This window comes from Cellvibrio chitinivorans (assembly GCF_035117775.1).
Lineage (GTDB): Bacteria > Pseudomonadota > Gammaproteobacteria > Pseudomonadales > Cellvibrionaceae > Cellvibrio > Cellvibrio chitinivorans.
In genome coordinates, this window is sequence record NZ_JAYKKN010000002.1 from 188993 (window position 1) to 213073 (window position 24081).

19 protein-coding genes are annotated in these 24081 nt (G+C 46.6%); 9 read left to right on the forward strand and 10 right to left on the reverse strand.

Annotated features, from left to right (window positions below):
* Positions 1–10 precede the first annotated feature (10 nt).
* The 6 genes from SPL68_RS07465 to SPL68_RS07490 all read right to left on the reverse strand — a co-directional run bounded on the left by SPL68_RS07465 (position 11) and on the right by SPL68_RS07490 (position 7349).
* A complete protein-coding gene (locus SPL68_RS07465) occupies positions 11–1762 on the reverse strand; it encodes a BatD family protein (RefSeq protein WP_323814473.1) in 1752 nt (583 codons plus the stop codon).
* Between the two features lie 75 nt (positions 1763–1837).
* Complete coding sequence (locus SPL68_RS07470) at positions 1838–3787, reverse strand: vWA domain-containing protein (RefSeq protein ID WP_323814474.1); 1950 nt, start codon at positions 3785–3787, stop codon at positions 1838–1840.
* A gap of 1 nt (position 3788) precedes the next feature.
* Positions 3789–4808, reverse strand: coding sequence for a vWA domain-containing protein (locus tag SPL68_RS07475; RefSeq protein ID WP_323814475.1), 1020 nt, complete (start codon positions 4806–4808; stop codon positions 3789–3791).
* The gene (locus SPL68_RS07480) at positions 4801–5367 is read right to left on the reverse strand and encodes a DUF4381 domain-containing protein (protein WP_323814476.1); all 567 of its coding nucleotides are present in this window, start codon (positions 5365–5367) and stop codon (positions 4801–4803) included. Before SPL68_RS07480 ends, SPL68_RS07475 begins: the two co-directional genes overlap by 8 nt.
* Before the next feature lie 20 nt (positions 5368–5387).
* Positions 5388–6374: a DUF58 domain-containing protein gene (locus SPL68_RS07485; protein WP_323814477.1), complete on the reverse strand. Its 987-nt coding sequence runs from the start codon at positions 6372–6374 to the stop codon at positions 5388–5390.
* A gap of 15 nt (positions 6375–6389) precedes the next feature.
* Positions 6390–7349, reverse strand: a complete 960-nt coding sequence (locus SPL68_RS07490) for an AAA family ATPase (RefSeq protein WP_323814955.1) — start codon at positions 7347–7349, stop codon at positions 6390–6392.
* Positions 7350–7576: 227 nt separating this feature from the next.
* Between SPL68_RS07490 and SPL68_RS07495 the strand changes: the two genes are divergently transcribed.
* The 3 genes from SPL68_RS07495 (at position 7577) to SPL68_RS07505 (ending at position 13906) form a co-directional block, all read left to right on the forward strand.
* Positions 7577–12508 (forward strand): NAD-glutamate dehydrogenase, encoded by a 4932-nt coding sequence (locus SPL68_RS07495; protein WP_323814478.1) that lies wholly within the window; start codon positions 7577–7579, stop codon positions 12506–12508.
* 21 nt (positions 12509–12529) lie between these two features.
* Positions 12530–12751 carry a DUF2835 domain-containing protein gene (locus tag SPL68_RS07500; protein ID WP_323814479.1) on the forward strand — a complete coding sequence of 74 codons (222 nt, stop codon included), beginning with the start codon at positions 12530–12532 and terminating at the stop codon, positions 12749–12751.
* 126 nt (positions 12752–12877) lie between these two features.
* Entirely contained in the window at positions 12878–13906 is a 1029-nt protein-coding gene (locus tag SPL68_RS07505) for a quinone-dependent dihydroorotate dehydrogenase (protein WP_323814480.1), read from the forward strand.
* Between the two features lie 118 nt (positions 13907–14024).
* On the opposite strand, the gene rmf is transcribed toward SPL68_RS07505, so the two are convergent.
* Entirely contained in the window at positions 14025–14249 is a 225-nt protein-coding gene (rmf, locus tag SPL68_RS07510) for a ribosome modulation factor (protein WP_323814481.1), read from the reverse strand.
* Between the two features lie 348 nt (positions 14250–14597).
* Here rmf and rlmKL point away from each other — a divergent pair, with 348 nt between their 5' ends.
* From rlmKL to SPL68_RS07530, 4 genes are read left to right on the forward strand one after another with little or no spacing between them, the layout of a single operon-like run.
* Positions 14598–16853 (forward strand): bifunctional 23S rRNA (guanine(2069)-N(7))-methyltransferase RlmK/23S rRNA (guanine(2445)-N(2))-methyltransferase RlmL, encoded by a 2256-nt coding sequence (gene rlmKL, locus SPL68_RS07515; RefSeq protein ID WP_323814482.1) that lies wholly within the window; start codon positions 14598–14600, stop codon positions 16851–16853.
* Between the two features lie 18 nt (positions 16854–16871).
* Positions 16872–17702 carry a hypothetical protein gene (locus tag SPL68_RS07520; protein WP_323814483.1) on the forward strand — a complete coding sequence of 277 codons (831 nt, stop codon included), beginning with the start codon at positions 16872–16874 and terminating at the stop codon, positions 17700–17702.
* A gap of 59 nt (positions 17703–17761) precedes the next feature.
* Positions 17762–18781 (forward strand): protein-methionine-sulfoxide reductase catalytic subunit MsrP, encoded by a 1020-nt coding sequence (gene msrP / locus SPL68_RS07525; protein ID WP_323814484.1) that lies wholly within the window; start codon positions 17762–17764, stop codon positions 18779–18781.
* A gap of 9 nt (positions 18782–18790) precedes the next feature.
* A complete protein-coding gene (locus SPL68_RS07530) occupies positions 18791–19390 on the forward strand; it encodes a protein-methionine-sulfoxide reductase heme-binding subunit MsrQ (RefSeq protein WP_323814485.1) in 600 nt (199 codons plus the stop codon).
* Between the two features lie 66 nt (positions 19391–19456).
* Here SPL68_RS07530 and efp read toward each other — a convergent pair whose 3' ends face one another.
* Both efp and earP read right to left on the reverse strand, forming a co-directional pair.
* Complete coding sequence (efp, locus tag SPL68_RS07535) at positions 19457–20017, reverse strand: elongation factor P (RefSeq protein WP_323814486.1); 561 nt, start codon at positions 20015–20017, stop codon at positions 19457–19459.
* Positions 20018–20142: 125 nt separating this feature from the next.
* Positions 20143–21294, reverse strand: coding sequence for an elongation factor P maturation arginine rhamnosyltransferase EarP (gene earP / locus SPL68_RS07540; protein WP_323814487.1), 1152 nt, complete (start codon positions 21292–21294; stop codon positions 20143–20145).
* 72 nt (positions 21295–21366) lie between these two features.
* On the opposite strand from earP, the gene SPL68_RS07545 reads away from it, so the two are divergent.
* Both SPL68_RS07545 and SPL68_RS07550 read left to right on the forward strand, forming a co-directional pair.
* Positions 21367–21912, forward strand: coding sequence for a DUF2058 domain-containing protein (locus SPL68_RS07545; protein ID WP_323814488.1), 546 nt, complete (start codon positions 21367–21369; stop codon positions 21910–21912).
* Between the two features lie 5 nt (positions 21913–21917).
* Positions 21918–22163 carry a hypothetical protein gene (locus SPL68_RS07550; protein WP_323814489.1) on the forward strand — a complete coding sequence of 82 codons (246 nt, stop codon included), beginning with the start codon at positions 21918–21920 and terminating at the stop codon, positions 22161–22163.
* A 51-nt stretch (positions 22164–22214) separates the two neighbouring features.
* Here the strand turns inward: SPL68_RS07550 and SPL68_RS07555 are convergent, their stop codons facing one another.
* Positions 22215–24044 carry an ABC transporter ATP-binding protein gene (locus SPL68_RS07555; RefSeq protein WP_323814490.1) on the reverse strand — a complete coding sequence of 610 codons (1830 nt, stop codon included), beginning with the start codon at positions 24042–24044 and terminating at the stop codon, positions 22215–22217.
* Positions 24045–24081: the final 37 nt, after the last annotated feature.

The following is a 24081-nucleotide window of genomic DNA, read 5'->3' on the forward strand; positions in this document are numbered from 1 at the left end:
ACTTCAGATTTCACGTTTTATACAGCGGACTTAGCTGTTCGTTGTTACTCATTTTTTTCTGCTTATTTTTACGCAAGTTTGCGAGTAGTTGCAGCAGAGCTTCTGTGTCTGGTGTCCCTTTGTGGCTGCTGAATATCGCTTCATCCAGTTTCTGTAATTCTGCCGTTAATGTTGGTTCATTTGCCTGCTCTGCTACTGCTTGCAAGCTCGTGATTGATGCGTTTTTCCAATGTGCTTGGCTCCAATCAATTATTGCTTTGCGTAGCACTGTGAGATTTTTATCGGACAGGCTTCGTTTGAGCTGGCTCCAAGCTTCATTTTCTGTTTGGTTTGAAGCCTGAGCTTCAGTGTCAGCTTTGGTATTGGCTGCAGCCATACTGCGTTTATATAACCACAGGCGCAGCGCAAAAAACAACGCTGCAAGTAGTGTTAACAGATTGGTAAGGTAAAGCCATACTGGTGCTTTTTCTTGAACAACAGGTTGCTGTGGCTGAATGCTACTCAGGTCAGTGTTTAATGCAACGCTGGTTGGCTCATTAGTAGTTTGATCAATAGTTTCATCAATTGGTGGTGATAATTGGCTCATGCTGCCAAGGCCAACATTTAAGGTAACTGCCGGTAGAGTGGCAGTGCGAATGCTATTACTTTTCGTATCCCACCAATTTACCTTTACTTCAGGCAATGTGAAATTTCCGGCTTTAGTTGGCACTATTGCAATAGTTTCAATACGTGAGCCTTCAACACCATTGGCGGATTTTTGGTCGTCGGTTTGGGCTTGATCATTATAAAAAGTGAGGCCATCAATAGGTGCTAATTGCAGAGGGTTAATCTGCCCGGCTGTTAATCCATCAGCTTTGATCGTAATGCTGCGTGTTACCGGCTCACCGACTTTTAATGAATCGATACTGGTGCTCCAGTGCTCGCTTAAACTGAGGTTATTTGCGGGTTGCCATTCGGCTGCATTGACACTTGTTGGCGCAGGCAGAACGTTGATACGTTGTTCCTCTGTGCGCAGACGTAAAATATTATTCTGATTGTTGCCATAAAAACGATCCCACATATCGCGCTGACCGGAACTTACGGATACCTGATACAACATGCTGGGAATAATCAATTCGCCACTGTGTTGTGGGAAAACGGCATAACGGGTTTCTACGACAGCACCAGGGCGACTATTAATCTTGGTTTGATATTGCTTTTCGTCGATATTTACGACTAATGCATCTTTTACCTGCAATGGTTGTAATTCGACGCCGTTAAGTCCAACGGTAGTGTAAAGGCGCAAGGTAACGATAATTTGTTCTTGTACGTAGCTAGAGTCTTTGCTGGTTTCTACTTCGACGGAAACATTGCTGTCGGTATTCTGTGGTGCGCGGCTTTTCCCTTCGATGGTCATTTCAATTGCATCGCTAATTGCGCCATCGATTGTGAATGATGGAATGAGCAATTTACCAATGCGCTTGGGTGCGAGCGCAATTTTCCATTCAGTAGATGCCTCCATATTGCCGTTGATGATGCTCATCTGGGTTCCGCTTTGCGTATTTAAAATATCAAAGTCTTTACGCAGTAGTTCGTAATCCGGTGTGGCACTAATTTGCTCGTCATAGCGCAATACCAGTGTGAAGGTTTCTTCAAGGCTTAGCGTGTCTCTGTCTACGCTAGCGGTTAAGTTGCCAGCGTAAACGTTAAGCCCTGTAATCATTAACAAAAACCCTACACTGCGGCTGAGATATTTTTGTAAGCTTGATACGGCTTGTTTCATTGTGTTTTCCGTTGCAAATATAAAGTAGCTAAATTCAGTGTTTGTATTGGCGGTACTGCTGAGTCGCCTCGCTAATTACCAGCGACTCTCGGCACCGTTTTCAGCAGGTTCCCAATCGCCATTGATTTTTTCCTGTCTGAGTTTGTAGTGCTCATAGTTGAATTTGTTGCGCAATAAACCGCCCGGATCATCGGGAATTCGGCGCAACCATTGCTCCATTGCCTGGCGTTCTTCATCGGTTAAATCATCATCGCTTGGCTCGCCCATTTGCGCTTGTTGCTCTTCGGCGGATTGCTGCTCTTGCTTTTCTTCTTGTTCGCGCTGCGCAGCTTCAGCGGCTTTTTCTTCATCAGACTTTTCTTGATCTTCTGGATTTTGATTCTGATTATCCTGTTCGGAGCCTTTTGGCTCAGAATTTTCTTGCTGGTTTTGTTGGTCTTGTTGCGATTGCTGATTCTGTTGCGAACTCTGTTGTTGAGAATCCTGCTGGTTATCAGATTGCTGATCTTGTTGTTGATTCTGGTCTTGCTGATTTTGTTGGTCGTTCTGGTCTTGTTGATCTTGATTCTGCTTGTCTTGGTTTTCTTGGTCTTGATCGCCATCCTGCTGATTTTGTTGTTGCTGCTCTTGTTGTTGCTCTTTTTGATGCTTCAGTGCGTCTTCAACCAAAGAGCGATTTTTGCTTGCATCCTCAAAAGTTGGATCAAGTTTTAATGCCTGATCGTACGCCTTAATTGCTTCTGGCAGTTTATTGGCTTTTGCGAGGGCATTACCGCGGTTGTAGTGAGCAGTGGCAGAATCGGATTGGGCGAAATTTTTCGCCGCCTCTTCATAATTGCCTGCACGATATTGGGCGCTAGCCTTCCAGTCTGCTTGATCAAATTGTTCTGCCGCTTCCGCAGCTTGTTCTTGCTGCAATTTGTCGTAGGCCTGCTGGTTTTTGTTTTTCCATAAATCATCCCAGCCTAAAGCGTAGCTTTTGTTGGGGGCGAGTGCAGCTAGTGGTACGAGCAACATACAGAGCAATACGCCACGGCGGAAACAATAAAGAATAATTGGTAGCAGTAATAACACTAGCCAATGGCCTCGGTCATACCAGCTGTCGAATTCGCGTTCTACTCTTTGTGTTTCTTCTTTTTTGGGTGATGGTAAATCCATTAGGTAATCTATATCGCTACTGGTATTGGCAAGTGTGCGATAGCGACCACGGCTTTGGTTGGCCAATGATTGCAGCTCGCTTGCATTAAGTTGAGTGGTGACAATATTGCGATTTTTATCGCGTACAAAACCGCCGCGCTCACTTGGAATTGGCGTGGGCGTAGTGCCGCCGACTCCGAGAATGGATAAGCGATATTGCTGCTCGCGATTCATAACATCGGTGACGTTATAGAGTGCATCTTTATCAATGCCGTCGGTAATTAGCAGTAAATCGCCTTGGGTAATGTTGGCATTTTTTAAAAGTTGGATCGCTAGTTCAATGGCTGCTTCGGTATTGCTGCCTTGCGACGGCATAATATTCGGGTGCAGAGCAGGAATAATATTGTTAATGGTTTCTGTGTCGTCAGTCAGAGGTGTGACCACGTGTACATCGCCAGCGTAAACCAGCAATGCAGTCTGGCCATCTTTACGCAAACGTAATAGATCTGCGATTTTTAATCGCGCGCGAACGAGGCGTGAGGGTTTTATATCTTCACTCATCATGGATGGTGATAAATCGAGTATCAACACTAACGCCTGTTGATTTTGCTCTACCGCAACCGGGCGCTTTTCCCAGCTCGGGCCTGCAAGTGCTAAACAGCTAATAACCCAAGCAAGTAAAAGTGCGATTAGCTTCCAAGGGCTAATGCGCGTAGTTTGGCCATCAAGCAAGTGTTGCAATAATTCTGGCGCGATCATTTGCTGCCATGAGCGTGCATTGTGTTTTTGATACCACAATACCAGCGCGATAATCACTGCAGGTGCGAGCGCAATTAACCACCAAGGGCGCAAAAAATGAAATTGGCTGAACAATACATCTGTCATCATTTTATTTTGCTCCCCCGCTGGTACTGGCGAATTGAGTCGCACGACCTTGCCAAATATGGGATGCGGCAAACATCAAGCTAAGAAAAAAAGCAAAAGCCAGTGGCCAATAAAATAAGGTTTGCACTGGTCGAAAAGTTTCAGCTTCCATTTCAATCGGTTCAAGGCGATCCAGCTCGCGATGAATGTTGTCCAATTCTTCCAGATTGCGTGCGCGGAAATATTTTCCACCGGTTTTTTCGGCAATGGAGATCATGGTTGCTTCATCAAGATCAGCGGAAGGGTTAATAGTACGCGAGCCAAAAATGCCGGGAACTTCCATCTCATCAGCACCGAAAGCGATGGTGTAAATTTTAATTCCGGCTTTTTGCGCAAGCTCGGTAGCTTTATCGGGCGCAAGCACGCCGGCGGTGTTAGCGCCATCGGTAAGCACCACTAAAACCCTGCTCGCATCCGGGCGATCACGCAAACGTTTTACTGCAAGACCAATCGCATCACCAATGGCGGTTTCGCGTCCGGCAAATCCGATTTGCGCTTCTTGTAATAGTTGATTAACGGTATTGCGATCATAAGTCAGCGGCGCTTGCAAATAAGCTTGAGCGCCGAACAGAATCAACCCCAAGCGATCTGCCGAGCGGCGCACAACAAAATCGCCGATGACTTTTTTTACTGCCATCAAGCGAGTAATGCGGCGGCCGCTTGCGACCATATCTGTCTGTTCCATGCTGCCGGAAATATCCACCGCCATTAATAAATCGCGCCCGCTGGATGGCATGTTGGTAGGTTCGCCTACCCATTGAGGATTAGTGGCGGCAAATAAACAGCAAAGCCAGATAGTCCACAGTAAAAATAATTTTGCGGGCCGTTTACCTACACCCAAACGGTTTTGTTGTTTCAGTTGACTTGCATGTTGATAAAAGGGCACACGCAGCGCAGCTTCAACACGTTTTTTAGGCGATATAAAACTCATTAGCAGCGGTAGCGGTGCGAGTAACAGGAGCCAAGGCCATTGCATTTCAAACATGGCTGGTCTCCTTAATTTCTGTTGCGGTGGTTTTTGGTTTTTTTGGTACTGCTATTTTCTGGTGATGATTGCGATGCGAATTAATCCATTCACTGCTGAGTTGATGGAGTTCGCTAATATCAAGCTGCGGATTTTTTTCGTAGGCACTGCGCAACAAGGGGTGGCCTATATCGCCAGAAAATTTCTTGCTCAGCGCAGGGCAAGTATCGTCCAGCCATTGCAGCCAGTCCTTACCTTTTATTGCGGCATTAAAACTATGTGGGTGCGCGGTAAGCGCAGTGCGACGCAACAGCAAACTAAGTTCCTGTAAATACGCAGCGGCATTTTGTGTTTGTTGAAGGTCTGCATAAATACCTGCGAGTTGATGCTGCGCAATAGTGCGATAAAAATTCTGCGATTTGCGGCGGCGCCACAACCAAACTCCGGCTGCTGCTATGCAAATGAGCGTAAGTAATATCCACCAGCCAGGTGCAAGTGGCCACCAGCTTACGCTGTCCGGTAGATGGATATCGGCTAATTGTTCTAGTGGCGATGATGTTGATAGCGATGGCGATTGCATAAATTAGGTCGTAGCGAAGTTTATTTTTTTCGGCCAAAGGCTTTACGTAAGCCGTCCTGAATATCGTCTTGTGTGGCATAGCTCAACAGCGGAATACGTAAGCGTTTACAAATCGTCGTGAGCTGTGCGAGCTGTTGATCGAATTGGCGAGTGTAGGCTTGCTGAAATGTTTTTTGGTTTGCTGCCAATTGCATGCGCTCGCTGCCATTACTGATTGTCAGTGCTGAGTTGCTGATTAGCTGCCGTTCAAGCTGATCGTAAACATGAATGAGTGTGACATCCGTATGGCGCGCCAACTCAAACAACTGTTGCTCAGCGTGAGTATCGATGTCATGAAAGTCGCTGATGATAAACAACGCGCAGCCGGGTTTTGCAATTCGGCGTGCGTCTGCAAGCATTTCGTGTAGCGAATTGGTTTTATGGCGCTGATTGATGGCGCTGCTTGCTGACGTGTGTGCAGGTGTCGGTGCAGGCGCGATAGGCGAAAGCAGACGATGATTGTAATCCTGCAATTGATGCAACAATTCCAACACCGCGTGTTTGCTGCGACGTGGGCGAACATCGCGCTGATCGTAATCACCAAATACTAATGCACCTAAACGATCACCATTTGCGAGTGCAGCCCAACTAAGTAGCGCTGCTATATGCGCAGCGAGCACGGATTTAAAACAGCGGGTGCTGCCAAAAAAGAGTGGTGAGCGTTGATCCACCAACATAAACACTGGGCGCTCGCGCTCTTCGCGAAAAATTTTGGTGTGTGCGACCTGTGTGCGCGCAGTAACTCGCCAATCGATAGAGCGAATATCATCGCCCGGTTGATACAAACGCACTTCTTCAAAATCCATTCCGCGTCCGCGGAAGCGCGTGCGCTCCCCGCCGGATAACAAACTGCGCGCGGGTTGATGGGCGAAGAGTTTTAAATCCTGCGCGGCAAAACGGCAGCGCAATAAAGCGGCCAGTTCCGTGTAGGCGCCGCGCGGATTCAAATCTTGCTGCATATTGCTCATAACCTTGCGCTCCACTTAGCTCAGTGGCACTGCCGCCAATAACTTATCAATCGCATGGTTTGGTGTAGTGCCGGTCGCTTCAGCCTCAAAGCTCAAAATGAGGCGATGGCGCAGTACATCGTGAATAACGGCTTGTACATCATCGGGACTGACAAAGTCGCGGCCTTCGAGCCATGCGTGAGCGCGCGCGCAGCGATCCAATGCGATGGTTGCGCGAGGGCTTGCGCCGTATTCGATCAAGCCTGCCAGCTCATCAGAGTATTGAGCTGGGCGGCGGGTAGCGTTGATCAGATGGACTATGTAGTCCTCCACGCTATCGGCCATATGAATCGCCAGAATTTCATTGCGAGCAGCTTCAATAGTTGCCTGAGTAACTATTTCTGGTTGAGCAACCGCAGAGGATGCAGCCTCATTGCGAGCGAGTTGCAAAATGCGGCGCTCGGCTTCGATGTTTGGGTAATCAACTACGACATGCAGCAAAAAGCGGTCGAGCTGGGCTTCGGGTAGCGGATAGGTGCCTTCCTGTTCGATGGGGTTTTGGGTCGCCATCACCATAAATAACGGGGGCAGGGGGTAAGTCTTGCTGCCCACACTTACTTGGCGTTCAGCCATGGCTTCAAGTAATGCAGATTGCACTTTAGCGGGTGCGCGGTTGATTTCGTCCGCTAGTACCAGATTGTGGAAAATTGGGCCGGGTTGGAATTCAAAGCGATTTTGCTCGGGGCGATAGATATCGGTACCGGTGACATCGGATGGCAATAAATCCGGAGTGAACTGAATGCGATGAAAGTTGCCTTCTATAGCCTGGGAGAGCGTTTTAATCGCCTTGGTTTTCGCAAGGCCGGGAGCGCCTTCTACCAGCAAATGGCCGTCGGCAAGCAGGGCGATCAATAAACGTTGGGTCAAGTGTTCCTGGCCGACGATTTGGTCATTGAGCCAGTTGTTCAAAGATTGAATCTGTTGGAAAGCCTGCATGGGGTTGAATACCTTTTCGCTGTTGTAATTAGCAATTGTGGGTTGATTCAAGCCGAAGTATCACAAGAGGTACTGCAAAAAGAAGTACCGCAAGGGTTACCGCAGCGCGCTAAAAGAGCTCGATAGACCCTGCATGGTGGTGGCAGTTCCCAGCAATTTCAACTGTTTACGGGATTTTTTCGACTAGGCTTAAGAGTAACAAATTCATCTGTAAAGGAGCGCAAACAGTGAATAGTCCGTTGATTAGCCAACACACGCTGGACGGTTTTTTAGGCGAGCTGAATCAATATATTGCCAGCAGGCTCTCGGGAGCAGAGCGGGAGTCACTGCAATGCTTGGCAAAGCAGTTTTTTGACCATTATCCGTTAGAGGAATTGGTTGGGCGACGTTTGAGCGATGTATTTGGCGGCCTCTATCACAGTTGGCAATTTATTCAGCAGTTTGATACCCATCAACCGAAACTGCGTTTGTTTAATCCAACTCTTGCTGAAGATGGTTGGAATTGTCAGCACACCGTGTTGGTTGTGCTCCAAAAAGATATGCCATTTTTAGTAGATTCGATTCGCATTGAATTGAACCGGCGCAACATCGCCATCTATTCGATTAAAAGCACAGTTCTCAATGTGATACGTGACTCTCAACATCAGTTGGTTTCGCTATTGAATGACGAGACGTCAGGTGAAAAATCCCAAGGGGAGAAAACCGAAGAAGCTTTGATTGTGATGGAGCTGAGCTCGCGCACCGATAAACAAGAGCTTGCGGATACATGTTTCAGTCTGAATAGCGTGTTGGCCGAAGTGGAGTGTGTAGTTGAAGATTATCAACCAATGCGCGCTGCGGCATTGGCGATGGAGCAAAATCTTGGCTTTGCCGATGAAGCATTAACCGCCGCTAATATTCAACAAACCAGAGCGTTTATACGCTGGCTAACCGAGGACAAATTTACCTTTTTGGGTTATGCCGAGTATGAATTTAGTGAAGTGGATGGGCAAAAAACACTTTGCGAAATTCCAGCTCGAAGATTGGGTGTGTTTACCCTGCGCGATAGTGCGCAAAACTCATCTCTCGCCGTTGATTTATTTAATGACGGCATGACGCGCTTTCACTTGGTGCCGCAAGTCATTACCTTTTCCAAATCTTCTTCGCGCGCACGTGTACATCGCAATGCCTATTCTGACTATGTGGTTGTTAAACGGTTTAATGTCAAAGGCGAAGTGGTTGGCGAGGTACGTTTTCTCGGCCTTTATACTTCGGCCGTCTATTTAATGAATCCGGCGGAGATACCGCTTATTTCCACCAAGCTGACCAAGGTATTTGAGCTGACTGGCCTTGATGAAAACAGCCACGACGGTAAAAATTTTCGTCAACTGTTGGCGACATTTCCACGCAATGAATTATTTTTAAGCAATTCCACCGAGTTATACGAGATGCTCACTGGTATAGCGCAAATAAATGAACGCTCGATGGTGCGATTGTTTATGCGGCGCGATCCTTTTGGCAAGTTTATGCATTTTCTTATCTATGTTCCGCGCGATTATTTTTCCACCAAAACACGTTTGGCGATTCAGGATTTGATTGGCAACTATATTGGCTCGCAGGACAGTGAATTTACCACCTATTTTTCTGAATCGATTCTTGCGCGTGTCTATTTGGTATTTAAATTAGATAGCGCCACACCCGTGCAAGTGGATGTCGCTAGTTTGCAAGCCGGCATAGTGAATATCACCCGTTCTTGGGAGGATCATTTATACAGTGCATTGCTGGAATCCCACGGTGAAGAGGTGAGCGCACAATTGGCACGCGAGTATCGCGATGCATTTTCTGCTGCCTATCAGGAGCAATATGACGCAGCTCATGCGGTGCAGGATATTCAATCGATCAAAGAATTATCTGTAGTCAGTCAGAATGAAAAATTGGCAGTAGGTGTGCAATCCATTTCTTTGAGCTTGCATCACTCACTCGCGGGTGAATCTGAACAGTCCGTAAGGTTCAAAATTTTTCATCGCGATACCACTTTGGCTTTATCTGATGTAATTCCGATTCTGGAAAATTTAGGTTTTCGGGTGGTTAGTGAAAGTACGCACGATATTAATACATCGTCTGGAAAAACCTTTTGGTTGCATGATTTCAAGCTGAGTTATCAGTTTTCAAGCAATATCGATTTTCATCTATTCAAAGAAAATGTGATCAGTGCATTCACGGCGATTTGGCATGGCGCAGCCGATAGCGATGCATTCAATATGTTGATTACAACAGCGGGATTAGGTTGGCGAGAGGTTGTGATGTTGCGTGCTTATTCCGGTTATATGCACCAAACACTCTTTCCTTTTAGCGCGCACTATATTGCGGCTGCTCTGGTGAATCAGGCCGCTATTACCCATAAGCTGGTAGAGCTATTTACACTTAAATTCGACCCTGATTTGGTTGATGAAAAAACGCCTGAGCGATTGGCTGTGCTTCAGGCAGATATTATTTCCCGTTTGGATGCAGTTCAAAATTTGAATGATGATCGCATCGTCCGCCGTTTTCTTGCGCTAATTGAAAATACTCTGCGCACCAATTTTTATCAGCCTGATACTCAAGGTAATGCTAAGCCCTATCTTTCATTAAAATTTTCGCCATATCTGTTGAGTGATATTCCTGCACCTCGACCAAAGTTTGAAATATTCGTTTTCTCAACCCGAATGGAAGGGGTGCATTTGCGTACCAGCAAAGTTGCGCGAGGCGGCTTGCGTTGGTCTGATCGCTTACAGGATTACCGCACTGAAATTTTAGGTTTGGTAAAAGCCCAACAAGTTAAAAATGCGGTAATTGTACCAAGCGGTGCTAAAGGCGGTTTTGTCTGTAAAAAAATGCCTGCCAATGCGAGCCGCGACCAGCAAATGCAAGAGGCAATTGCGTGTTACCAATGTCTGATTCGGGGCTTATTGGATTTAACCGATAACCTGCTTGAAGGCAGTATCACCAAGCCGCAACGAGTCGTCTGCTACGACGATGATGATGCCTATTTGGTTGTCGCGGCGGATAAAGGGACTGCGAGTTTTTCTGATATTGCCAATGCAATTTCTGCTGAATATAACCATTGGCTGGGCGATGCTTTTGCATCCGGTGGCAGTCAGGGTTACGACCATAAAGGGATGGGGATTACTGCGCGCGGCGCATGGATTTCAGTGCAGCGCCATTTCCGCGAAAAAAATATTGATGTGCAATCCGAGCCGATAACAGTGGTCGGAATAGGTGATATGGCTGGCGATGTTTTTGGCAATGGTATGTTGCTGTCGCAATCCATTTTGTTGGTGGCTACATTTAACCATCAGCATATTTTTATCGATCCAAATCCGGATTCTGCCCACAGTTTTGTTGAGCGAAAACGATTATTCGATACCCCCAAAACCACCTGGGACGACTATGACAAAACCTTAATCAGTGAAGGTGGAGGCGTGTTTAATCGCAGTGCGAAATCCATTGTTATTTCTGCGCAAATGCGCACTCGTTTTGCGATAGATGCTGCAAGCCTCACGCCTGCAGAATTAATCAATGCACTATTAAAAGCGCCTGTCGACTTGGTTTGGAACGGCGGAATAGGCACCTATGTCAAAGCCGCTAATGAAACCCATGCGGATGTTGGTGATAAAGCCAATGATAGTTTGCGAGTGAATGGCGAAGAGTTGCGCTGCAAAGTGTTTGGTGAGGGCGGTAACTTGGGCATGACTCAACGGGGGCGTGTCGAATATAGTTTAAATGGCGGCGCTTGCAATACCGATTTCATCGATAACGCTGCGGGGGTCGATTGTTCTGACCATGAAGTCAATATCAAAATTTTATTAAATGAAATTCTCGCTAACGGCGACCTGACACAAAAACAGCGCAATCAATTACTGGTAGATATGACCGAGACAGTGGCGCAGTTGGTGCTGGATAATAATCGTAGCCAAACGCGGGCAATTGGTATTGCCCAATCGGAAGCCTTAAAACGCAGCGCCGAATATCGCCGGTTTATGCATGAGTTGCAAGTGCAGGGGCGGCTTGATCGCAAGCTGGAGTTTTTACCTTCTGACGATGTGTTGTTAGAGCGACAAACCCAAGGTAAATCATTAACTCGCCCGGAGTTATCCGTATTAATTTCCTACGCAAAAATAGTGCTAAAAGAGGATTTAACGGCAGCCAATATTGTTGATGACGAATATTTGGCAAAATTTATTGAATCGGCATTTCCACATAAAATCGCCCAGCTATTTCCGTTGGCGTTGCGCAATCATCAATTGCGCCGCGAAATTGTCGCAACGCAAATCGCCAATGACATGGTGAATACCATGGGCATTAGTTTTGCGCAGCGTTTGATCGAATCCACTGGCGCAAGTGCGGGTGATGTTGCCAAAGCTTATGTGATCGCACGCGATATTTATTCCATGCCGGAATTTTTAATTGCGCTGGATCACGCAGGTGCTTCCATTCCGGCAGAGTTGCAATTGCAATTGACCAACGACATGATGCGCAAAGTTCGGCGTGCTGCCCGCTGGTTTTTGCGCAACAGACGCAATTACCTAAACCCTGCAAGTGAAGTTGAATTGTTCGCGCCGGGCATTTTGCATATCAATGAGCATTTGCCGCAATTGTTGACCGGTGATGCATCACAGGCGTGGCAGGACTCTGTGCAAAAACTGCGCGATCTCGGTTTGCCTGAAGCGCTTGTGACACGAGTGGCACATCCGACTGATTTATATTCAGGTTTAAGTGTGGTCGAGGCAGCGCGTATCGCCAATCAGGATGTTGATCGCTTGGCTGCTATTTATTTTGCCTTGGGTAACTATCTAAGTTTGCCGTGGTTTTCGAGCCAAATTTCCAATCTGCCGGTCGATAATTTTTGGCAAGCTATGGCTCGTGAAGCCTACTTGAGTGATTTGGAATCACAACTGCGTAGTTTGAGTGTGTCGCTCATACGCTTCTATGGTGAACAGCAGCCATTAGAGCAATTAATTCAGCGCTGGAGTAATCATCACCAGCTATTGATTGCGCGCTGGAAATCCATGGTGAATGAATTGCAAGCGGTGAATGGAACTGACTTCGCGATGGTCGCGGTTGCTTTGCGAGATCTGTTGGATCTTGCCCAAGCTAGCCAGCATTGTGAGGCTTTGGTGGACGCGCCAGCTATTAAATAACGGTGTAAAGCGAGGAACTAGTTGAAAAGTATTATTGTTAATTTATCCATATCGACTGAGGAGTTTCTGCGTCTGTATGAAGGTAATGCTAAAAATGTTTTTGCCACCAGTGTTGATGGCCGCAGCATTCGCTTTCCCGCGGGAATTTTGCGCCCCTTTGTACTTCACTCCGGGGTGCGCGGTACATTCCAAATCGACTTTGATGACGATAATCGCTTTCACTCCATTCATCGCTTGGCTTGAGAAAAGGACAAGGTTTAGGGTGCGCTGGATAGGCTAATCCAGTATCCTTGCGACCTTCCTTATAGCTTCATATTTATAGCTACTCCCAATTTATAGCTACTCCCAGTTAACGACGAAGAGCCTGTTATGTACCACTATATTCGCGATCTTTTGTTCCGTCTTGATGCAGAAACTTCCCATGAATTGACCTTGGACACCTTAGGTGCTGCTGAGCGCTTGCGTTTGTTGGGGCTGTTTGCGCCCAATATTCCCAGTGCACCACAAGAGGTGATGGGGCTAAAGTTCGACAATCCAGTGGGTTTGGCTGCAGGGTTAGATAAAAACGGTGATTTTTTCAATGCTTTGGGTGCATTGGGGTTTGGTTTTGTTGAGATAGGTACCATCACTCCGCGCCCGCAGCCGGGCAATCCTCAACCGCGTTTGTTCCGTATTCCAGAGGCTCAGGCGATTATCAATCGCATGGGTTTTAACAATAAGGGCGTGGACCATTTAGTCGCTCAGGTTAAAAACCGTCGTTATAAAGGTGTGCTGGGTATCAATATTGGTAAAAACGCGACGACACCTGTTGAAAATGCGGTCGATGATTATTTGATCTGTCTGCGTAAAGTCTATGACTATGCGGATTACATCACCGTCAACATTTCATCGCCCAACACCCCCGGTCTGCGCAATCTGCAATTTGGCGATTCGCTCTCGCAGTTATTGGCGCCCCTGAAAAAAGAACAGGCTGAGTTGCACAAGGCTACAGGTCGTTATGTGCCTATTGCAGTCAAAATCGCACCGGATATGGATGAAAGCGAAATCAACCAAGTCGCAGGTATTTTGATTCAGGAAGGGATGGACGGAGTCATCGCAACCAACACCACTATCACTCGCGTTGGTGTTGAAGATTATGACAATGGTAATGAAACTGGCGGTTTGAGTGGCTTGCCCGTGCGCGATAAGAGCACTTATGTGATCAAAACCCTGAGCTCCAGTTTAGGCGGAAAGTTGCCGATTATTGGTGTAGGCGGGATTTTTGATGGCGCCAGCGCTGCCGATAAAATCCGCGCCGGTGCTACTTTGGTTCAGGTCTACAGCGGCTTTATTTATGAAGGCCCAAGCCTGATTAGCCGTGCGGCGGCGGGCATCGCCAGTTATCACAAGGGGCTGTAAACAGACCTGTAGCAGATATCTAAAAACACTGGACTAGAAAGTACGAAGCCCGCAAGAGCGGGCTTATAGAATCAAAAATGATTTGGGAAAAGGAATTCTGTTGGTCTTGCGCTGAAAGTTAGCCACTCATGGCAATTGGCTGGATATTGCTTACTTTTTGAACTTGTGCCAAACGACTGTAGCCATCCCACTGATCTATGCGCGATTCGCGCCAGCCATTAAGCCATTGTTGGCGAGCCTGGCCGCTCTCATGGGGACAAAGGCTTTTTGAACGCCCATCAATACCTGCTTGATACCCTTTAACAAATGCGCGTTCTGTTTGGTCACGTTTTTGACGTTTCATCAGTTATTGCACCTCTATATTGTGGTTTATCGATAGGAAATGTCTATCGACCTAAGCGGTCTTGCACGTGCTGTCTGTCTGGTTTTTGTGTTCTCCTGTTTGTTGCAATGAGTTGTAACTGGTAGAGCGGGTTAGTGAAGCAGTTCAGCGAGTACACCAGATTTATCTTGTGCCGTGAACGATTAAATTTTTATACATAAGCCATTCTATATGGCATATCGGCCTAGCAAATGTATTTGACAACTTAATGACAAACACCTTTGTTTAGTCAGATCTCATTCAGAAAAGTTCATACTGACCTGTTCTTTTTGGAAGCCTCTTTTTAGAAAGTCCATATTGGAAAGATTCATGACGCATCAATATTTCGCCACTTGCCCCAAGGGCTTGGAAGGCTTGCTTTATACCGAACTACAACAGCTGGGTGCAGAAGAGCTGCGCGAGACAGTGGCGGGCATCTATTTCTCGGGCGATATCGCCATGGCTTACCGCGTGTGCCTTTGGTCGCGTTTAGCTAACAAGGTTCTATTGCCGATGGCCAGCTTTGAGGCTAATAGCCAAGAGGAGCTTTACGACGGCGTGCGTGAGTTGCGTTGGGAAGAGCACCTGAGCCCTAACGGCAGCTTGTTGGTGGACTTTATTGGTACTAATGACGCTATTCGCAATACCCAGTTCGGTGCAGTTAAAGTCAAAGATGCGATTGTTGACTGCCTGCGCGATTTCAGTGGTGAGCGCCCATCCGTCGCCAAGCGCGATCCCGATTTGCGCGTGAATGTACGTTTGGCTAAAAACAAAGTAATTGTGAGTATCGATCTTTCGGGCGATAGCCTGCATCGCCGTGGTTATCGCGTGAAGCAGGGCAGTGCACCCATGAAAGAAAACCTCGCTGCAGGAATTTTGATTCGTGCCGGTTGGCCGGAAATTGCCGCCCAAGGTGGTGCACTGCTCGATCCCATGTGCGGCTCGGGAACTATCTTGATTGAAGCAGCATTAATCGCTGCGGATATTGCCCCCGGTTTAATGCGCGGCAGCTTTGGTTTTGAGCGCTGGCTTAATCATCGCAACGATGTTTGGCTCGCATTACGTGAAGAAGCGTTTGCACGCAAAAAAGCAGGGCTTGAACGTGAAAACCTGCCAGAAATTCGCGGTTACGATGCAGATGTGAATGTGATTCGCGCAGCGGAAGATAATATTGTCAGCGCGGAGTTGGATCATTGGTTGCGCGTGAGTCGCAAAGAATTAAAAGATTTTGTAAAGCCCACGCACAAGGCGATGAATTTTGGCATCGTCATGAGCAACCCGCCTTATGGTGAGCGCTTGGGTGAAATTGAATCGTTGAAATTATTGTACGCCCATATGGGCGAGCGTTTGCGCAACGAGTTCCAAGGGTGGCGTGCAGGTGTATTTACTGGCAACCCTGAACTTGGCAAACAAATGGGTTTGCGTGCGGATAAAAAATATAAATTTTTTAACGGCACTATTGCGAGTGAATTGTTGTTATTCAGTATCAGCAGTGAAGCCTTTGTGCAGAGTCGCGTTGAGCAGGACGCACGCTTCAGTAAAGATGCTGATGAGCGCAGAGAAGCCGAACAGCGCGTAAAAATCGAAAATAGACAAGAGCAAGCGGAAGCACTTTCGAATGGGGCGCAGATGCTGGTCAATCGTCTGCAAAAAAATCTCAAACAATTGGAAAAATGGGCGAAGAAAAACGATATCAGTTGCTATCGCCTTTACGATGCGGATATGCCGGAATATTCCGCGGCAATTGATATTTATCGCGGCCAGACTCAACCTAATCGTGCACCACAACTATATGCTCATGTGCAGGAATATGCTGCGCCTAAATCGGTTGATGAAGATAAAGCTGCTGCACGCTTTGTTGAGATCGAACAAGCAGTTCCCTTTGCATTAGATATTCCCGATGCGCACATCAGCTACAAACAGCGCCGCCGCAACAAAGGTTCAAGTCAGTACGAAAAATTAAACGAGCGCCCTACAGGTGATTTGTTTAGCGTACAAGAAGGGCAGGCCAAGCTGCACATTAATATGTGGCAGTATCTGGATACCGGATTATTTTTGGATCATCGCCCTGTTCGATTGATGATTGCCAACCTCGCCAAAGATAAGCGCTTTTTGAATTTGTTTTGTTATACCGCAACTGCCAGTGTGCATGCTGCAATGGCAGGAGCGCGTTACACCGTGAGTGTAGATATGTCCAATACTTACCTGAATTGGGCGCGTAAAAACTATGCGATCAACGGTTTAAGTGAATCGCGCAACCGTCTCGAACAGGCTGATTGTTTAAAATGGCTGGAAGCTAATGATCAACAATTTGATTTGATATTGCTCGACCCGCCTAGCTTCTCTAACTCCAAGCGTATGGAAGATGTGCTCGATGTGCAGCGCGATCATGTCAGTATGATCAACCATGCAATGCGCTCACTTGCTGAGGGCGGCACGCTTATCTTCTCCAATAACCTGCGCACGTTTAAATTGGATGAAGATGCCTTGAGCGCTTACACCATAAAAGATATTAGCGCTAAAACCATTGATGAAGATTTCAAACGCAATCCTAAAATTCATCAATGTTGGTTAATAACTCACTAATTTGATAAGGCTTTTGCTATGCGCTTGATCCGCTGTGGTGTTTACATCTTGTGTGTACTGGCGGCAAGCGCAAAGGCAGATCAATTCTGTTTTGCGTTTGCTTCAACCTATTACGAACAAGTCTATTGTCAGTTGCAGGCGAAGGCGCAGGCTAAAAATTTGCCGCCGTTTAATCAATTCAAAAAAAATAATGAGCAGATACAGTTTTCATTGTTGAAGCGGCCAGCAGAGCGCAACGCAATAAAGCTGCCTGCACCGACGCGAACTGTCGCTCCTGTTTCTGCAAAAGCACCAGAGTCAGTACCTGAACCCTCTTTAGTTCAACCTACATCCAAATCTTCTAAGCCGACAACTACAAGTGTATCGCCCGAGGTGGTTAGATCAGCGGCTAATAATTCCGACTGTACATTGCTGGGCAAGCAGCTGAAATGCGCGAGTGGCGATTTCACTCTTGTCGGCAATAAAGCGAATAGTCGTTTATCGTCAACTGCTTTATCTGCAGATAATAAAATGTCTCTACCCGTTTTTCAGGGCGGTGCATTGAGTCAATATCTTGCCAGCGCTTATCGTCAGTACATCGCCAAAATGGATGAAATTGGTTTGGGTGGTGTCACTATGACTTATAAAAAATTTGCGTATCTTTATCAGGATTTACAAACCAAGGGTTTGGATTTTTCGCAGCGTTTTGAAACTATGTATGGCTTCTTGAAAAAAGATAAGGCCACCATGAGCGTAAGCGAATCTGCCGCTGTGCCACAGGGGTTGGATGCAAGTTATTGCAGTCTTTTGGATGAGCAATTTTACGTGTGTGATTTACAGGGGCGAAATTATATTTTTGCTGCGCGGTAACAAATATACAGGACGTGAGTCTACAGCTCTGCCCAGTCATTTTATCCAGTGAGGTCACCATGCTTATCAAGCGACCCAGCGACATTCCCTCATCAGAAATAACTCCCGAATCAGTTTATTTGGCTCGCCGTGATTTTATGCGAGGTACTTTCAATATTGCTGCGAGCACCGTTGCTGTGGGAGTTGGGGCAACAGTTGCACCAGACTTGTTTGCTGCACCCGCTCATATTGCTGACAAAGATTTGCCTGGCCCTGATTGGTTGAAGAAACAGATTGCAACAGCCAAAGCCAGCCAGAAAAAAATCAGCGATGCGCTGACGCCCTATGAGCATGTTGCTGGCTATAACAACTTTTATGAATATGGCTACGACAAAACCGATCCGGCTACACATTCGCATATTTTAAAACCGCATCCCTGGTCAGTCGAAATTGCAGGTGAAGTAGCCAAACCGGGCACTTACACACTGGAAGATATTTTAAAAGGGGTGGATTTGGAGGAGCGTGTTTATCGCTTACGTTGTGTAGAAGCTTGGTCAATGGTGATTCCTTGGGTGGGCTTTTCACTCGCAGATTTAATCAAGCGATTTGAGCCAAACAGCAAAGCAAAATATGTGGCCTTCACCACGCTTGAGCGTCCATCAGAAATGCCGGAACAAAAAAGCCGCTTCAGTACAATTGATTGGCCCTACCGCGAAGGTTTGCGTATGGATGAAGCTATGAACCCGTTGACCACTCTAGCTGTTGGCTTGTACGGAAAAGTATTGCCGAATCAAAACGGAGCACCGCTGCGTTTGGTTGTGCCTTGGAAGTATGGGTTTAAATACATCAAATCCATTGTGAAAATTGAGTTCACGGAAAAACAACCGAAAACCACCTGGAGCATGATTGCACCTGATGAGTACGGTTTTTATGCCAATGTAAATCCACAAGTTAGTCACCCGCGTTGGAGTCAGGCCGAAGAACGCCGTTTACCCAGCGGGCTACTGCGCCCGAATATTATTCCTACACAAATGTTTAATGGTTATGCAGAGCAGGTGGCGCATCTTTATAAAGATATGGATTTGCGTAAATTTTATTAAGGGTGTGATATGACTGTTCTTTGGCGAAGAATAATTATTTTTACTGTTTCGCTGACACCACTGGTGTGGATTGTTTATAAGACTTTAGCTAACCAGCTGGGCGCAGATCCTGCAAAAACCATTGTGTTATTCACCGGGGAATGGGCGATTTATTTTTTATTTATCACTCTTGCAGTTACACCCTTGCGGCGATTAATTAATACCAAGCTGATTCATTTTCGCTGGCTTCAAGTTCACCGACGAATGCTGGGTTTGTTTGCACTGTTTTATGCTCTGTTACACGTAATCGCATTTTTGGTATTTATTTTGGGATTGGATTTTGCGCGCTTCGGCAAAGAGTTAGTGGAGCGGCCTTATATTCTGGTGACTATTCCCGCAGTGTTATTACTGATTGTGCTCGGGGTTACATCGACCCAAGGGATGATGCGCCGATTGGGGAAAAATTGGAGCAAGCTGCACAAGAGTATTTATCTGATTGTGATTCTGGCTTGGCTACATGTGTTTATGCAGGTGCGATCAAGTTATTTTGATGCGGTATTGTTTGGTGGGATTGTGTTGTTCTTGTTGGGAATCCGGTTTTATTGGTTTCTGCAAAAACGATCAAAATAAAAATGGCGCCACGCGGGCGCCATTTTTATATGCGATTCAAATCTGCAATTAAGCGCGCTGCTTCTATTAAGCGCGAGACTTGTATTCGCCAGTGCGGGTGTCGATGATGATCTTTTGACCGATCTCAACGAAAGCAGCAACTTGCAATTCAGTGCCGTTGTTGAGTTTTGCAGTCTTCATCACTTTACCTGAAGTGTCGCCACGAACTGCTGGTTCGGTGTAAGCAACTTCACGGGTGATCGCGTTTGGTGGAGTTACAGAGATAACTTTGCCTTCGTAGAAAACAGCATCACAGATGTCTTCCATGCCATCTTCCATCCACGGCAGCAGGTCGCCCAATTCTTCAGCAGTTACTTCGTATTGGTTGAACTCTGGGTCCATAAATACGTACATTGGGTCAGCGTAGTAAGAGTAGGTTACTTCTTTACGATCCAATTGGATGTCTTCAAATTTGTCGTCAGCGCGGTAAACAGTCTCGGTGTTCATGCCGTTCAACAGGTTTTTCAGCTTCATTTTTACAACAGCGGCGTTACGGCCAGATTTGTTGTATTCCGCTTTTTGAACAACCCAAGGAGAGTTGTCGATCATCAAAACGTTGCCAGCGCGGCATTCTTGAGCATTTTTCATGGTAAATCCCATTATTTGCAAAGGTTGACGAATAAGAGAGCGGCTTTGGTTTGCACCTGCTGCGCGGGCTTTCAAGCCCCCAAAGCGTCCCTAGTTTGGAAAATAGGCGCGTACTATACAGTTGTTTAAGGGTTTTCTGTAGTGCTTTTTTGGCCTGTCAGGGGGCTGTAATAAGTAGCTAATTGATTGGCCAGATCGGGGATTTTCGCCAGATTTTGGCACCAATCGCTGCTTGCTTGACGCCAGTCGGGCAGGTGGTTGATGAGTCTTTCCCAGCTTGTGCCCATCTCCTCCTGGCAATTCCACTGTTGCCAAAAAGTCCTCAGATCGCTTGATAATTGATCGCTCAGGTGAGAGCCGAACTGCTCTAAAAATGCATTTAACTTGACCAGATGTGCATCTTCATCCTGTGGGTAGATGTGCCAAATGAAAGGTTTTGCTGCCCATTGCGAGCGCACAAAAGAGTCTTCTCCTCGAACGAAGTTGATATCGCACGCCCAAAGCAGTTGGTCGTACTCAAGCTGGGTCAGGAATGGGATGACATTTAGGTTGAGTGATCCCTGTGTGTAGCTATCCCCATGCTGCAAATTTTGCCCTAAAGCCTGATTAATACTATTTAGGATTTTGCCTTCGGGAACCAAGCAGCAAACTTGCGATGGCGACGCAATCCAAGCAGCCAATAAGCTGCTAATTGCAGGGTTTTCATAAGCAAACAGTGAAATGATCAGGCTATTTTGAGGTTCTGCTATTCCTAGTCGAGTGAAAAACTCGGCGCGATTGAAATGATCACGCTGCTGAAACAGTGCCGATTCACGCAGCAAACCGCCCGTTTTGGAGCTGAATCCTGGGAAGAAAAAGGTTTTGCGTAGCCCCGTTGCCGGATGCACAGAGACCATTTTGTGGCAGTCTTCAACCCAAGTTTCTGCGCTGAGATATTCCAGATTGATCCAAAACGGAGCTTGCCCAGCCTGTTTGGCAATGGCCATTTTTTCAATATAGGAAGAGGGGATATCGCAAGCAAAAGCTTCTATCACTATGTCAGCGATTGTTATATCGCCGGGAAAATCTACCGGCCAATTGCGAACATCTACACCGGCTAGTGTTTGTTGATCGACATTGCTCGCTTCTGGCCAAATACGAATCAAAGCATCCAGTTCATCAACCCAAAGTCTGACATTTTGCTGGTGTTCTGCGGCCAGTTGTCGAGCTAATCGCCAGCAGACGCCAATATCGCCAAAATTGTCGATGACTCGGCAGAAGATGTCCCAGGTTTTCATAACGGTAAATTCATTTGTTGCGGAAAAAGAGGGTGGTATTATGCGCAAAATTTTATCTGCAGGTGATTATTTATGGCATCTCTACAAGATCAGCTTCTGAAGGCCGGTTTGATCGACACTAAAAAAGCCAAACAGGCAAATAAGGAAAAGCGCAAAGAGAACAATGTGGCGCGTCGCTCAAATGAAGAGAAAGTAGACGAAGTTAAACAATCTGCTGAACAGGCGCGTTTGGATAAGGCTGAGCGCGACCGCGAATTAAATCGCCAGCGGGATTCAGAGCAGCAGCAAAAAGCCATAGCTGCGCAAATCAAGCAGTTAATTGAAAATCATCGCCAGCCTAAAATTAACGGTAAAGAAGAAGTGGAATACAACTTTACCGATGGCAAGCTCATCAAAAAAATGCGCGTGTCGCCATTGGTACTTGAGCAAATTGTGCGCGGTGTTTTGGCCGTTGTAAAATTGGGTGATGGATACGAGGTGGTGCCGCGTATTGTTGCCGATAAAATTGCGCAGCGCGATGCCAAGTTTGTCGTAGTTGCCAACACTAAGGCAGACACTAAAGTGGATGAGGATGATCCTTATAAAGATTATGTCATTCCCGACGATCTGATGTGGTAATTCCTATGTGGAACCCCATTCGCACAGTTATGCGCAGTAGCTCGCCGCGCGGTGTAAAAGTTATCGCGCTGAGTCTAATGCTAGTGTTTGCGTGTGCTGCGCCGATAATGTTGTACAGCCTGTTTGGCCCGGCGGATGGAAACCCTATTTTGTTGAGCTGGTTATTTGCGATAGGCGCTGTGCTGGCGCACTTGGGTTTTTTGATTGGAATATTACTGATTATTTGGGATCTTTATTTCGCTAAAAAATAAATTTTAGCGATTACTGCGGTAGAGTCGTTTCTACCGCAGTAATTTGTTCGATTAAAACTCCCCTAAAAAGCCCCCCGATTGATGTGCCCACAAGTGTGCGTATACACCGTTTAAGGCGAGCAATTCATTGTGTGTACCTTGCTCAATAATTTGCCCTTTATCCAGTACGATCAAACGATCCAATGCAGCAATTGTGGATAGGCGATGCGCAATTGCAATAACCGTTTTACCTTGCATGAGCGTGTTTAAGTTGGTTTGGATTGCAGCTTCGACTTCAGAATCCAGCGCGGATGTTGCCTCATCCATAATTAAAATTGGTGCGTTTTTTATCAGCACTCGTGCAATAGCAATTCGCTGGCGCTGCCCGCCAGAAAGTTTTACGCCGCGCTCACCTACGTGGGCGTCGTAACCTTTGCGCCCTTCGTTGTCACTTAATCCTAAAATAAAGTCATGCGCTTCGGCTTGTTTGGCGGCCTGAATCATTTCGTCTTCGGTTGCATCGGGTTTGCCATAAAGTAAGTTATCGCGAATTGAGCGATGCAGCAGTGAAGTGTCCTGCGTCACCATACCTATATTGGCACGCAGACTTTCTTGTTTAACGTTTGCGATATTCTGATCATCAATAAGTATGTTGCCAGCATCCAAATCATAGAAACGCAACAGCAAGTTTACCAAGGTGGATTTGCCTGCACCCGAGCGGCCGACCAAGCCAATTTTTTCACCAGCATTGATGTGAAGATTAAAATTTTGCAGCAAACCGGATGATTTCCCGTAGTTAAAATCGACCGACTTAAAATCAATTTTGCTGTTGGAAATTTGAACTGCAGGTGCATTGGGTGCGTCTTGTACTTCGCGCGGGATAGATAGGGTGTTTAATCCGTCGCGCGCAGTACCGATATTTTCAAATAGTGCCGACACCTCCCACATAATCCACTGCGCCATACCGTTCAGGCGCAATACCAAAGCAATCGCAGCGGCAATAGCACCGGTAGTAATGGCAGCATTGGACCAGAGCCAAAGTGATGTGGCCGCAATAGCAAAGATTAGTAGTACGCTGATTACCCAAACACTGGTGCCTAGAAGTGTGGCGAGGCGCATCTGAGGGTGTACTGTGCTCAGGAAATACTCCATTCCTTTTCTGGCGTAGTCAGCTTCACGATTCGAGTGGGAGAATAATTTCACCGTAGAGATATTGGTATAAGTATCTACCAAGCGACCGGTCATGTCCGAGCGAGCATGCGCTTGTTTAGTCGAAATTTTTGAAAGGCGTGGCAAAAAATAGTAGAGCAGACTGCAATAGGCGAAAAACCAAACAATCAGTGGCAAGGCTAAACGCCAATCCAGTGCGAAAGCCAATGCCAGAATACTGCTGAAATACACCAGAACATATAAAAGTACATCGAGCAGCTTCATGATGGTTTCACGCACAGCGAGCGCAGTTTGCATAACCTTGGTTGCGACGCGACCGGCAAATTCATTTTGATAAAACTGATAGCTTTGGCCTAAAAGGTACCTGTGTGCTTGCCAGCGAATGCGCATAGGAAAATTGCCGAGCAGTGTTTGGTGCATGATCAGCGAATGCATTAACACCGACACAGGCAAGCCGACCAGCAAAATAAATGTCATCCAGATAAGTTCATTGCGCGAGCTTTGCCAAAAGCTTTCAGCGGTTTGTTGGTTGAGTGAATCAACTAGATTGCCCAAAAAACCAAATAAGGACACTTCCAAAATTGCGATCAAGCCAGTAAAAATCGCCATCCCAATCAAGTAGGCTTCCGCCCCTTTGCTGTAGTGGCGACAAAAGGCGAGTAGCGTTTTGGGGGGAGCTGAAGGCTCTTGTGCTGGGAAGGGTTTAATCAGGCTTTCAAAAAAACGAAACATAAGCAGTCGCCGGCAATAAAAAATAAGTAAGTTGGCT